We start from the raw sequence: 12,896 nt of genomic DNA on the forward strand, positions 1-12,896 counted from the left end.
CCTGTATCCGTCTTGCCTAGAAAGAAACACACTCACGCGTGTTCTCTCAGGACCCAACAGTATGCCGATATAGACCACGCCGGCCGACCACCAAGGATCAACCGATACGCACGATCTCATTGTCAGTGTTCCACCCGTGAGCTCCCGCAGATTCACATATGGAACCTAAACGGGCTCTGCCAGAACATCATCCAACACCTGTGTGCTGGTACATCTTCTGGAGAATGCTCCTTAGAAAGGAGGTGATCCAGCCGCACCTTCCGGTACGGCTACCTTGTTACGACTTCGTCCCAATCGCCGATCCCACCTTCGACGGCTCCCTCCCACAAGGGGTTAGGCCACCGGCTTCGGGTGTTACCGACTTTCATGACGTGACGGGCGGTGTGTACAAGGCCCGGGAACGTATTCACCGCAGCGTTGCTGATCTGCGATTACTAGCGACTCCGACTTCACGGGGTCGAGTTGCAGACCCCGATCCGAACTGAGACCAGCTTTAAGGGATTCGCTCCACCTCACGGTCTCGCAGCCCTCTGTACTGGCCATTGTAGCATGTGTGAAGCCCTGGACATAAGGGGCATGATGACTTGACGTCGTCCCCACCTTCCTCCGAGTTGACCCCGGCAGTCTCTTACGAGTCCCCGCCATAACGCGCTGGCAACATAAGATAGGGGTTGCGCTCGTTGCGGGACTTAACCCAACATCTCACGACACGAGCTGACGACAGCCATGCACCACCTGTACACCGACCACAAGGGGGGCCGTATCTCTACGGCTTTCCGGTGTATGTCAAACCCAGGTAAGGTTCTTCGCGTTGCATCGAATTAATCCACATGCTCCGCCGCTTGTGCGGGCCCCCGTCAATTCCTTTGAGTTTTAGCCTTGCGGCCGTACTCCCCAGGCGGGGCGCTTAATGCGTTAGCTACGGCACAGATTCCGTGGAAGGAACCCACACCTAGCGCCCACCGTTTACGGCGTGGACTACCAGGGTATCTAATCCTGTTTGCTACCCACGCTTTCGTTCCTCAGCGTCAGTTGTTTCCCAGAGACCCGCCTTCGCCACCGGTGTTCCTCCTGATATCTGCGCATTTCACCGCTACACCAGGAATTCCAGTCTCCCCTGAAACACTCAAGTCTGCCCGTATCGCCTGCAAGCCCGAAGTTGAGCCCCGGGTTTTCACAAACGACGCGACAAACCGCCTACGAACTCTTTACGCCCAGTAATTCCGGACAACGCTCGCACCCTACGTATTACCGCGGCTGCTGGCACGTAGTTAGCCGGTGCTTCTTCTGCAGGTACCGTCACTTGCGCTTCGTCCCTGCTGAAAGAGGTTTACAACCCGAAGGCCTTCATCCCTCACGCGGCGTCGCTGCATCAGGCTTTCGCCCATTGTGCAATATTCCCCACTGCTGCCTCCCGTAGGAGTCTGGGCCGTGTCTCAGTCCCAGTGTGGCCGGTCACCCTCTCAGGTCGGCTACCCGTCGTCGCCTTGGTAGGCCATTACCCCACCAACAAGCTGATAGGCCGCGGGCCCATCCTGCACCGATAAATCTTTCCACCCACCCCCATGCGAGAGCAGGTCATATCCGGTATTAGACCCAGTTTCCCAGGCTTATCCCAGAGTGCAGGGCAGATCACCCACGTGTTACTCACCCGTTCGCCGCTCGTGTACCCCGAAGGGCCTTACCGCTCGACTTGCATGTGTTAAGCACGCCGCCAGCGTTCGTCCTGAGCCAGGATCAAACTCTCCGTAAAAGACTCTAGATATCACAGCCGAAGCTGCTAATCAGTCAAAGACATAAGAGCCAAATCACTAGCAAAAAAACTCAACTAGCTATAAAACAACACCCAACCATAACCACCACAAGCGGATGATCATCGACATCGGATGCTTTCACCAAATATAAAATTCGGCACTGACATTCATCGACACACTGTTGAGTTCTCAAAGAACACGCACACACCACACAACCACGAAAATAATGTTCTCGCAGCGCCTGGGGCAACTGTTCCAGCGTATCCCAGCTTGGTCTCGGATGCAAAGATCCAACTCTTGGGGGATATTCTGTTTACTACAAGCCATTGAGACGAACTTCGTACAACCTCGTTGTCCCTGTCCGTGAAGACCGGGTCGGTGTCCGTGTCGCTCTGACTCGACAAAAGTTACGCGAGAGTGCACCCCTACGCAAATCGCCTGGTCACGGCAGTCCAGTCTCATATCGCCCCAGCTCAGCGCTCGGTCAATGCCGCCACACTCCCCAAACCAGCGACATTTGCCGACTGTGACGCCGGACATAGTGTTCACCAAGGTCTTCGAGTCCAGTTGCGGACGTCCCCCGGCGCCTGGAATTCGGCATCGAGACGGCGGTGAACTGCGGCTCCTACAAACCTGCCGTCGGCACCTGATCTGCTTCGGCGGCTATCGCATCGTCGCCAGGCCTTGGACCGCCGGCGGTCATCACTCGCTAGCCGAGCGCACTCCTCGGCACCATCGCGTCAGGGATTGATGCACGGAAGGACCCCCGGCTGACGATCGCCGCAAAGTCCACTCTCGTCACACCGTTCGATACCGAAGACCGGTGGCGGAATGCCGAAACCGTGAGCGAGCACCGACTTCAGGCGAGGAGTGTTGTAGCCCGTGCCCTCGTCGAGCAAGGATTGGAGGCCCACACCGGAGACAATGGGACTCACCAGCCAGGCGAAGAAGGGGTCTCGTTCACCGGGCCTGAGCGCGGTCACCGCCCACACTCAACGGCAACCCGCTTCCGAACGGCGGGAGAGGGCAGTGCGCGGACGACTTCGTTCTTGTCGAGCACACCACGCGAACACACCGATGCAACCTCGAACGAGAAGGGACGCGTCGCAGAATGCCAGCGTTTGCGAAAGCCGTTCTGGCACAGCCGTATCCGGCAGACTCACCTGCTGACCGACCAACTGGCCGTGGTCGGATCATCCAGCACCCGCGTAGTTACGTCACACCTCGACCTGACCGTTGGCTCCTTACCTCAGACGGTCGCGACCCCACGCCTGGATCACGGACTACTTCACGGGAAGCAACACCACGTGCCCCAGTGCCTTGACCGCCTGGGGCACGATTGTCAACCCCGAGCTAGCGGTGCAGCGCCGTCACTGCAGAAGCTCTGTCACCAAGGGCGCAGCTTCTTCGCTCACGCGCTCGATGTTGCCACCGAGGTCGGTCAGGTTCTCGACGAACTTCGGATATCCACGGTCTATGTGGAAGACGTCGTGAACCTCGGTGACGCCATCGGCACACAAACCAGCCAGCACCAGGCCTGCTCCTGCCCTGATGTCCGAGGACCACACCGGAGCGCTGGACAGCTGAGGCACACCGCGAACGACCGCATGATGCCCATCCGTTCTGGCATCGGCCCCCAGCCGGATCATCTCTTCGACGAAGCGAAAACGCGCCTCGAACACGTTTTCGGTGATCATCGACGTGCCGTTCGCTACCGCGGCCAATCCGATCGCCATCGGCTGCAGATCAGTCGGGAAACCGGGGAAGGGCAACGTCGCGAAATTGACCGCTGTCGGACGCTGGTGTTGAACGACGCGGAATCCGTCGGCCTCCAGGCTTATCTCGGACCCGGCGGAGCGCAGCTTGTCGAGGACAAGGGAGAGGTGCTTGGGGTTGACACCGCGAACACGGACATCGCCTCGCGTCATGGCCGCAGCAATACCCCAGGTCGCCGCGACGATGCGATCACCGATAACCCGATGAGTCGTCGGCGTCAAGGACTCGACACCCTTGATTGTCAAAGTCGAAGTTCCAGCACCCGAGACCTGCGCCCCCATGTTGTTGAGCATGTTGCACACATCGACGATGTCCGGTTCGCGGGCAGCGTTGTCGATGACGGTCTCACCCTTTGCAAGTACCGCAGCCATCAGGATGTTCTCGGTGGCCCCGACCGAGGGAAAGGCGAGGCGAATGTTTGCCCCGCGTAGCTCGTCAGCCTCCGCCACCACACAACCGTGCTGGATTTCGCTGTGTGCGCCGAGCAAGCGGAGCCCGGATTGATGCATGTCGAGGGGCCGCGACCCGATTGCATCGCCACCGGGAAGAGCAACCACCGCTCGCTTGCACCTGGCAACAAGCGGCCCCAGCACGCAGACCGAAGCCCTGAATTGTTTGACTGCCGGAAAATCCGCGTGATACTTCGGCTCTGCCGGCGTGGTGATGTGCACGACCGAACCCTCGAGTACAACCTCGCAGCCCAGGCCTCGCAAGACCTCGGCCATCAGAGGAACATCGAGTATGTCCGGACAATTGGTAATGGTGCTCGTCCCCTCGGCCAACAAGGTTGCCGCCATCAACTTGAGCACGCTGTTCTTCGCACCGCCGACAGACACCTCGCCGACGAGTCGGTTTCCTCCGGATACCAAAAAGCGTTCGCTCACGGTTCAACAGCGTAGCCGGGTCCGACTTCCCTACTGGAGCGGTACCGTTGCTCCATGGCTGTGCACTTGACCCGTATCTACACTCGCACCGGTGACGACGGGACGACCGGACTGAGCGATTTTTCCCGTGTCACCAAGAACGACCCCCGTCTTGTCGCCTACGCCGACTGCGACGAAACCAACGCAAGTCTCGGAGTCGTTCTGGCGCTTGGAAATCCGCCGGAAAAGATCGTGAAGGTCATTCGGACGATTCAAAGCGATCTGTTCGACGCAGGCGCAGATCTGTCCACACCCGTCGTCGCAGAACCCAAGTACCCGCCGCTACGAATCGATCAGTCGTACGTCGACAGATTGGAACAATGGTGCGACGAATTCAACGAAGAGCTCGATCCGTTGACGTCGTTCATACTCCCGGGTGGAACACCACTCGGAGCGCTCCTCCACACGGCTCGGACGATCGCTCGACGCGCCGAAAGGGCTGCATGGGCCGCTGTCGACGCGAGTCCCGAGGACACCAGCACGTTGCCGTCCAAATACTTGAACAGGCTGTCCGATCTACTGTTCATCCTCAGTAGGTATGCCAATCCTGGCGGCGATGTTCAGTGGGTGCCGGGAGCGTCGCGCTCTAGCGGCGAGTGATCACGCTCGAACGCCCCACGCGATCAACCTGCCGGCCGTCCGCGCTGCGATCTGCCGGACGGACGTGACTCCAGCCATGACATGAAGGCGGTCCGTGCGCCTCGGTCGAGGGCGATCTCGAAATGGCGGCCGGCGTCGGTCAGCTCGAGCACCGCAATTTCGTCGCTCATGATGTCGAATTCGTTCTCGCGGGGTTTACGCCGCTCGCCTACCTCGATGCCCTGACGGGTCAGCTTGTGGTCCGGACCCGGACGTAAGCTCGAGAGTTTGAAGAAAACTACGGTGTTGTCGCCGTATCGGATGACGCCGTGGCGCCATCCACTTCCGCCCGAGGACGGCGTCACGCGCATGATCGCGGCGGTTCCACCTTGGCGAAGAATGGTCAGTCGATACAGAAAAGCCGCGACGATTGCTGCGAGCAGCACAACCAGAATGACCAGAACAATCATTCCGATGCGCATGTCGCAGACTCCGTCGCGGCTTCTCGTTGATCTAGGCGCGCTCAGCGGCGCGAACTCGGCCCTTCGCGATTGCGAGGGCTTCCTTGTCGTCGCCGCCTGCGTCGAGCACCGAGCGAGCTGCATCGACGTCTATGTCCTGAGCAAAGTCCGCAGACTCCGCCAGAACGGTGACGGTCTTTCCCGTGACCGACAAGAATCCGCCGTGCACAGCAGCGACGATCTTCTCTCCGTCGGTCGTGGTGATGGACACGGTCCCGGCCTCGACCAGCTGGCCCAACACGGGCTCGTGCCCCACCATGATGCCGATCTCGCCCTCCGTGGTCTGAGCACTCACCAGGGTCGCGTTACCGGACCACAGTTTCTGCTCGACCGCGACGAGTGAAACCTCCATGCCGTTCGTTTCCGAAGAAGTCACGTCGGGCTACTTTCCGGCCATCTTCTTGGCTGCTGCCTCGACGTCGTCGAGACCACCACAGCTGTTGAAGGCCTGCTCGGGAAGGTGGTCGTACTCGCCCTTGGTGACCTTGTCGAAGGCCTCGATCGTGTCGGTCAACGACACGACCGATCCGGCTTCACCGGTGAACTTCTCGGCAACAATGAAGTTCTGGCCGAGGAACTTCTGGATACGGCGCGCGCGGCCGACCAGAACCTTGTCCTCTTCCTGAAGCTCGTCCATACCGAGGATCGCGATGATGTCCTGCAGTTCCTTGTACTTCTGCAGGATCCGCTTGACCTCGTTGGCGACGCGGAAGTGCTCTGCGCCGACAATGCTGGGCTCGAGGATTCGCGATGTCGAGCTCAGCGGGTCCACAGCGGGGTAGATACCCATCTGCGAAATCGGACGCGAAAGCTCGGTCGTTGCGTCGAGGTGCGCGAACGTCGTGGCGGGCGCCGGGTCGGTGTAGTCGTCGGCGGGAACGTAGATCGCCTGCAGTGAGGTGATCGAGCGTCCACGGGTCGAGGTGATGCGCTCCTGGAGCTCACCCATCTCGTCCGCCAGCGTCGGCTGGTAACCCACGGCGGAAGGCATGCGGCCCAGGAGGGTCGACACCTCCGAACCTGCCTGTGTGAAACGGAAGATGTTGTCGATGAACAGCAGAACGTCCTGACCCTGGACATCGCGGAAGTACTCCGCCATGGTCAGCGCCGACAGAGCGACGCGCATACGCGTGCCCGGCGGCTCGTCCATCTGGCCGAAGACAAGGGCGGTGTCCTGAAGGACGCCCATCTCTTCCATTTCGAGGTAGAGGTCGGTTCCCTCACGGGTGCGCTCACCGACGCCTGCGAACACCGAGGTGCCCGAGAACTCGCGAGCAATACGGGTAATCATCTCCTGGATGAGAACCGTCTTGCCCACGCCGGCACCGCCGAAGAGGCCGATCTTGCCGCCCTTGACGTACGGGGTGAGAAGGTCGATGACCTTGATACCGGTCTCGAGGATCTCGGTCTTGCCTTCGAGCTGATCGAAGGCTGGTGGCTTGCGGTGGATGCCCCACTGCTCGCCGTCACGGCCGAGGCCGGGTGTGTCGAGGCAGTCACCGAGGGCGTTGAAGACGTGGCCCTTGACGACGTCGCCGACAGGAACCGAGATCGGCTTGCCCGTGTCGGTCACCGAGGTTCCACGAACCAGGCCGTCGGTCGGCTGCATCGAGATGGTGCGGACCAGGTTGTCACCGAGGTGCTGAGCAACCTCGAGTGTCAGGGTCTTGGCCACCGTGGGCAGAGTGATCTCTGCATGGAGAGCGTTGAACAGGGCGGGGATGGCGCCGCGCGGGAACTCGACGTCCACAACGGGGCCGATGACCCGAACGACACGGCCGGACTGTGTGTCCGCTCCGCTCGCGTTCTCTTGGGCTACTGCTGCGGTCATTGCTTAGTCACTTCCTGCGCTGTCAGCCAACGCGTTAGCGCCACCGACGATTTCGCTGATTTCCTGGGTGATCTGGGCTTGCCGAGCCTGGTTAGCCTGACGGCTGAGAGTCTCGACCAATTCGTTCGCGTTGTCCGTCGCGGCCTTCATGGCGGTACGGCGTGCAGCCGACTCGGACGCAGCCGCATCGAGCAGCGAGGAGTAGATCCTCGTGCTGATGTACTTCGGCAGCAGAGCCGACAGAAGCGTTCCTGCCTCTGGTTCGAAGTCGTACTGGGCTTGGACATCGGACGCAGACGGGGAATCGGTGAGTGCATCGGCACCCATTTCGATTTCTTCGTCCGTGTACGAGACCTCCAGCGGAGCCATCCGACGCACCTCGGGCTTTTGCGTCAGCATCGACACGAAACGTGTGTAGACGATGTGCAGTTCGTCGACACCTTCGATGGTGCCTTCACCGTTCGGCGCATCGACTTCGTTGCCGGAGCCTGCCATGAAGAGCTCGACCAGGTGCTTACTGGCCTTGGCTGCGTCGGAGTAACCGGGCTCCTGCGAGAAGCCCGTCCAAGCTGCCTTCACATCGCGCTCACGGAAGGTGTAGTAACCGAGCCCTTTCGCCCCGAGCACGTAGATGACTGGATCCTTGCCCTCTTTGCGAAGAAGCTGGAAAAGCTCTTCCGCCTCTTTGAGGACGTTGGAGTTGTAGCCACCGCACATTCCACGGTCGCTGGTGACTACCAGAACCGCGGCACGCTTGGGCTCAGGACGCTCGTTCAGTAGCGGGTGGTCCAGCGAACCGGACGCACTCGCCAAAGCCGAGAGCACATTGGTGATCTCCTCCGCGTACGGCTTCGACGCCGCAACGCGGGCCTGTGCCTTGATGATTCGCGATGTCGCGATCAATTCTTGCGCTTTGGTGATCTTCTTGGTCGAGTTGACCGACTTGATCCGGGAACGCAGCTCGAGAATGCTTGCCATCTAGCTGTTCACGCTCCCTTCTCTACTCGTGAGAACACTGATCATGTCGCTGACCTACTTGCTGACTGTCTTGCGAGTGACGTTGACCTGTTCCTGGTTAACCTCGTCGGCGTTCAGCGTGTCCGCTTCTGCCTCGTTGACTACCCGGTTGCCCTCGGAATCCAAGAAGCCGGACTTGAACTTCTCGGTGGCCTCGGTCAGCGCCTTCTGCGCGCCATCGTCGAGTGCCTTGCCGCCGGCAATGCTCTCGTAGACGCCGCTGGCGTTGCGATGCAGGTCTTCGAGCAGCTCGGTCTCGAACCGGCGCACGTCGGCAACCGGAACGGAGTCGAATGCACCCTGGCCAGCGAGCCAGATCGAGACGATCTGATCTTCGACGGCGACCGGGGAGTACTGATCCTGCTTGAGCAGCTCGACCAGACGAGCGCCGCGCTCGAGCTGTGCCTTGGAGGCGGAGTCTAGGTCGGAGGCGAAAGCGGAGAAGGCTTCGAGCTCACGGAACTGAGCGAGCTCGAGACGCAGCGAGCCGGAGACCTTCTTCATTCCCTTGGTCTGCGCAGCGCCACCGACACGGGAGACCGAGATGCCGACGTTGATTGCGGGACGAACACCCTTGTTGAAGAGGTCGGACTCGAGGAAGACCTGACCGTCGGTGATCGAAATGACGTTGGTCGGGATGTAGGCCGAGACGTCGTTGGCCTTGGTCTCGATGATCGGCAGTGCCGTCAGCGAGCCGCCACCCAGTTCGTCGGACAGCTTCGCCGAGCGCTCCAACAAACGGGAGTGCAAGTAGAAGACGTCACCGGGGTATGCCTCACGGCCCGGCGGGCGACGTAGCAGCAGCGAGATGGCACGGTATGCCTCGGCCTGCTTGGTCAGGTCGTCGAACACGATCAGAACGTGCTTACCCTGGTACATCCAGTGCTGGCCGATGGCCGAGCCGGTGTACGGAGCAAGCCACTTGAAGCCGGCCGAATCGGATGCGGGAGCCGCGACGATCGTCGTGTACTCGAGCGCACCGCGCTCCTCGAGAGCAGCCTTGACGCCTGCAATCGTGGAGCCCTTCTGACCGATGGCGACATAGATGCAGCGAACCTGCTTGTTCTCGTCGCCGCTCTCCCAGTTGGCCTTCTGGTTCAGGATCGCGTCGATGCAGACCGCGGTCTTACCGGTCTTGCGGTCACCGATGATGAGCTGGCGCTGTCCACGGCCGATCGGGGTCATCGCGTCGATGGCCTTGATACCGGTCTGGAGCGGCTCTTCGACGGGCTGGCGCTCGAGCACCGAGGCTGCCTGCAATTCGAGAGCGCGATTCTCGCTGGACTCGATGTCTCCGAGGCCGTCGATGGGCTGTCCGAGAGGGTTGACAACGCGACCGAGGTAGCCGTCACCGACGGGGACGGAAAGTACGTCACCGGTCCGCTTGACTTCCTGGCCCTCTTCGATGTGCTCGTAGTCACCGAGGATGACGGCACCGATTTCGGTGGCGTCGAGGTTGAGTGCAACACCGAGCACTCCACCGGGGAATTCGAGCAGCTCGTTGGACATAGCCGACGGCAGTCCCGACACATGGGCGATTCCGTCGCTCGTGTCAGTAACCGTGCCGACCTCCTCGCGGGAGGACTCCGGTGAGTAGCTCGCGGTGAAGTTCTCGATCGCGCTACGGATCTCGTCGGAGGAGATCGTCAGCTCCGCCATATTTTTTCCTGCTCTTCCTTAAATGATCGCGGTGTCCAAGGCTTCGAATTTTCGAAGCGCTTCTTATCGGACTGTGGTGTCCGTACTCGGACTACTTGAGTGTCTTTCGCAATGCAGCGAGGCGGCCTGCCCCACTACCGTCGATGACCTCGTCGCCTATCCGGACCACGAGTCCGCTGAGCAGTTCGGTATCGACCTCGACGTGAACGGTGACCGGCTTGCCGTACGTACGGGTCAGCGTCGCGGTCAGCTTTTCGAGCTGACTGTCACTGAGTGGAGCCGCACTGGAGACGTGCGCAACGATCTGATTGCGCACCTGCGCGGCAAGTCCTGCCAAATGGTCGAATGCGTCGGCAGGCGCCGCCTTGCGGAGTCGACCGACAGACTGGAGTGCCAACGCCTCGGTAACTGCTGTCACCTTGCCGTAGAGCAGGCGTCCGAGAAGTTCGCGTTTCGCGTGAACAGGCTTGCCGAGATCCGACAGGTTCTGTTCGAGCACGGGGTTGGCCGCCACGATCCGACCCAGCCGGAACAATTCGTCCTCGACCGTATCGAGCTGATCCTGATCTGCTGCGGCGCGAAGCAGAGCTTCACGTCCCAGTTCGACCAGAGAATTCAGCAGATCCGATGGCTTGGACCAGCTGTCCGAAACAGCACTCACGAGAATCTTCGTAGTGGTCTCGGACACCTTGCCTGCGAACAGTTGCTGAGCGAGCGCGCTGCGGCGTTCGGCCGAAACCGACGCATCCGCGAGCGCGGTACGCAACGTGCGCTGCCCGTCGAGCGTCTCCACGACTGCGAAGAGCTCGGCACCCGTCTGCGCGGCAGCAGCAGTTGCAACTCCTGCCGACGCAGAACCCAGTGCATCGTTCGCAACCGAACGCGTGCGGGCAAGAGCCTCACGAGAAGTTGCGTACATGGTTATCTCACTTTCCGGCTGCAGAGTCAGCGGTGACGGAGTCGAGCTCGCTCAGGAAACGGTCGATCGAGCCTGCTCGCTTCGCCTCGTCGGACAACTGCTCTCCGATGACCTTCTCAGCGAGCTCTACTGCTGTGCGTCCGAGATCGCTTCGAAGTTCCGTGACGATCTGCTGACGCTGAGCAACGAGCTGATTGTGGCCTGCGGCCACGATCCGGTCGCTCTCTTCCTGCGCCTTCGTCTTCATTTCAGCGAGGATCGCCTGACCCTGGGTGCGCGCTTCCTCACGGATTTGCGCAGCCTCGGAACGTGCCTCGGCGAGCTGTGCATTGTAATGCTCGAGTGCTGCCTTGGCCTCGGCCTGAGCTTCTTCGGCCTTCTTGATGCCGCCTTCGATCAGATCTCCGCGCTCGGTCAATACCTTCTGGAAACTCGGAAGAATGTACTTCCAGAAGATGAAGCCGATAATGGCGATGCAGATCGCAGACCAAACAATGTCGTATGTCGCGGGGAGCAGAGGATTGATGTCCTCTTCGGCCTCCGCGGCCAAGATTGCGATGTTGGTTGCCATGTGGGGATTAACCGAACAGGAAGCCGGCGACGATACCGATCAGCGCGAGCGCTTCGGTGAACGCGATGCCGAGGAACATGTTGGTACGGATGGTGCCCTGCAGTTCGGGCTGGCGAGCGATGCCCTCGATGGCCTTACCAACCACGATGCCGATACCGATACCAGGTCCGATCGCGGCGAGACCGTAACCGATTGCACCGTATCCAGCGCCGGTCACCGTGCTGGTCGTTTCCTGTGCCAGGTACGCGAGGCTCATTAGAATTCCGTTCCCTTTCTGTTGCCCACTCGCCGGACGGCGCGTGGGTCAGGTCTAGCTAGTGGTGGATCAGTGTGAATCTGCGTGCAGCGCAAGGTCGATGTACACGGCTGTCAGCAGCGCAAAAATGTACGCCTGCAAGCCGATGACCAAGAGTTCGAAGAGAGTGAAGCCGAAACCTGCGGTCAGCGAGAAAATACCGAAGATCTTCATTCCCGCCGCGGCCTGGAAGAAAAAGAACTGAGTCGCGCTGAAGAACAGCACGAGCATGAGGTGGCCGGCAAGCATATTGGCCATGAGACGAACAGTCAGCGTGAACGGCCGCAGGATGAAGGTGGAGATGAACTCGACCGGCACCAGAACGAAGTGCAGCGCGAGGGGCACATCCGGAACCACGATGCTGCTCTTGACGTACTTGAACAACCCGTACTTCTTGATACCGACGTAGTTGAACGCCACGTACGCAATCAAGGCCAGAACCAGTGGCATACCGATTCGAGCGTTGGGCGAGATGTTCAGGAACGGAATCACCGACGAGAGGTTCATGAACAGAACCGCAAAGAAGATGGTCATGATGATGGGCGCGAACCGTTTGCCCTGCTCTTTGCCGAGAATCTCGTCGCAGATCTGCTCTTTGACGAAACTGAGTCCGTACTCGACGACGTTCTGCAGCCCACGAGGAACGATCTTCGGGCTTCTCATGGCGACCGCGAACAACACTACGAGCACGAGGCTCATCAGGATGCGGATAAGCATCAGCCGGTCGAGTTCGAAAGGGGTCCCTTCGAACAACACGGCGGGAGGAAAGAAGTCGGATATAGACGGCGGATGGAACTCCGCAGCCAGGTTGGTGACGCTCAGCGGTCTCTCCCGTGTTCGGGCCGCAGACTGCTAAGACTGCGGTTCGATCGGACATTGACGATCTATCAAGTCGACGATATCGGCTCGAGGTCGTCAGCAGCTGAGGCCTTGTCTTCACCGGCCAGCGTCTGTCGGGTGTCGGCGACTCACGTCGACTCGGCAGCTTGTCGAGCGCGTCTCGAAACTACGCACGCGCTTTCGGCTACCTGTAAAGATTGTCGTGCTCGCG

12 protein-coding genes and 1 rRNA gene are annotated in these 12,896 nt (G+C 60.2%); 1 reads left to right on the forward strand and 12 read right to left on the reverse strand.

Annotation, left to right across the window (positions count from 1 at the left end):
- Positions 1 to 235 precede the first annotated feature (235 nt).
- From BJD99_RS08535 to murA, 3 genes are all read right to left on the reverse strand, one after another.
- Positions 236 to 1,753 (reverse strand): 16S ribosomal RNA (locus BJD99_RS08535).
- 741 nt (positions 1,754 to 2,494) lie between these two features.
- A complete protein-coding gene (locus BJD99_RS08540) occupies positions 2,495 to 2,737 on the reverse strand; it encodes a hypothetical protein (protein WP_143542096.1) in 243 nt (80 codons plus the stop codon).
- Positions 2,738 to 3,124: 387 nt separating this feature from the next.
- A complete protein-coding gene (gene murA / locus BJD99_RS08545) occupies positions 3,125 to 4,414 on the reverse strand; it encodes a UDP-N-acetylglucosamine 1-carboxyvinyltransferase (protein WP_084346421.1) in 1,290 nt (429 codons plus the stop codon).
- Between the two features lie 54 nt (positions 4,415 to 4,468).
- On the opposite strand from murA, the gene BJD99_RS08550 reads away from it, so the two are divergent.
- Positions 4,469 to 5,053, forward strand: coding sequence for a cob(I)yrinic acid a,c-diamide adenosyltransferase (locus BJD99_RS08550; RefSeq protein WP_084346422.1), 585 nt, complete (start codon positions 4,469 to 4,471; stop codon positions 5,051 to 5,053).
- A 23-nt stretch (positions 5,054 to 5,076) separates the two neighbouring features.
- Here BJD99_RS08550 and BJD99_RS08555 read toward each other — a convergent pair whose 3' ends face one another.
- The 9 genes from BJD99_RS08555 to atpB form a co-directional block, all read right to left on the reverse strand.
- Complete coding sequence (locus BJD99_RS08555) at positions 5,077 to 5,514, reverse strand: DUF2550 domain-containing protein (protein WP_084346423.1); 438 nt, start codon at positions 5,512 to 5,514, stop codon at positions 5,077 to 5,079.
- Positions 5,515 to 5,545: 31 nt separating this feature from the next.
- Positions 5,546 to 5,905, reverse strand: coding sequence for a F0F1 ATP synthase subunit epsilon (locus BJD99_RS08560; protein WP_084346424.1), 360 nt, complete (start codon positions 5,903 to 5,905; stop codon positions 5,546 to 5,548).
- Between the two features lie 30 nt (positions 5,906 to 5,935).
- Positions 5,936 to 7,384 (reverse strand): F0F1 ATP synthase subunit beta, encoded by a 1,449-nt coding sequence (atpD, locus tag BJD99_RS08565; protein WP_084346425.1) that lies wholly within the window; start codon positions 7,382 to 7,384, stop codon positions 5,936 to 5,938.
- A 3-nt stretch (positions 7,385 to 7,387) separates the two neighbouring features.
- The gene (locus BJD99_RS08570) at positions 7,388 to 8,362 is read right to left on the reverse strand and encodes a F0F1 ATP synthase subunit gamma (protein ID WP_084346426.1); all 975 of its coding nucleotides are present in this window, start codon (positions 8,360 to 8,362) and stop codon (positions 7,388 to 7,390) included.
- 54 nt (positions 8,363 to 8,416) lie between these two features.
- On the reverse strand, positions 8,417 to 10,060 hold the full coding sequence (atpA, locus tag BJD99_RS08575; RefSeq protein WP_084346427.1) for a F0F1 ATP synthase subunit alpha: 1,644 nt from the start codon (positions 10,058 to 10,060) through the stop codon (positions 8,417 to 8,419).
- 91 nt (positions 10,061 to 10,151) lie between these two features.
- Entirely contained in the window at positions 10,152 to 10,979 is an 828-nt protein-coding gene (locus BJD99_RS08580; protein ID WP_084346428.1) for a F0F1 ATP synthase subunit delta, read from the reverse strand.
- Positions 10,980 to 10,986: 7 nt separating this feature from the next.
- Entirely contained in the window at positions 10,987 to 11,550 is a 564-nt protein-coding gene (locus BJD99_RS08585; RefSeq protein WP_084346429.1) for a F0F1 ATP synthase subunit B, read from the reverse strand.
- Positions 11,551 to 11,557: 7 nt separating this feature from the next.
- Positions 11,558 to 11,806, reverse strand: a complete 249-nt coding sequence (locus tag BJD99_RS08590) for an ATP synthase F0 subunit C (protein WP_084346430.1) — start codon at positions 11,804 to 11,806, stop codon at positions 11,558 to 11,560.
- A 69-nt stretch (positions 11,807 to 11,875) separates the two neighbouring features.
- Positions 11,876 to 12,601, reverse strand: coding sequence for a F0F1 ATP synthase subunit A (atpB, locus tag BJD99_RS08595; protein ID WP_084346431.1), 726 nt, complete (start codon positions 12,599 to 12,601; stop codon positions 11,876 to 11,878).
- Between the last annotated feature and the right edge of the window lie 295 nt (positions 12,602 to 12,896).

Origin of the sequence: Rhodococcus sp. 1163 (genome assembly GCF_002091985.1) — a bacterium.
Lineage (GTDB): Bacteria > Actinomycetota > Actinomycetes > Mycobacteriales > Mycobacteriaceae > Rhodococcoides.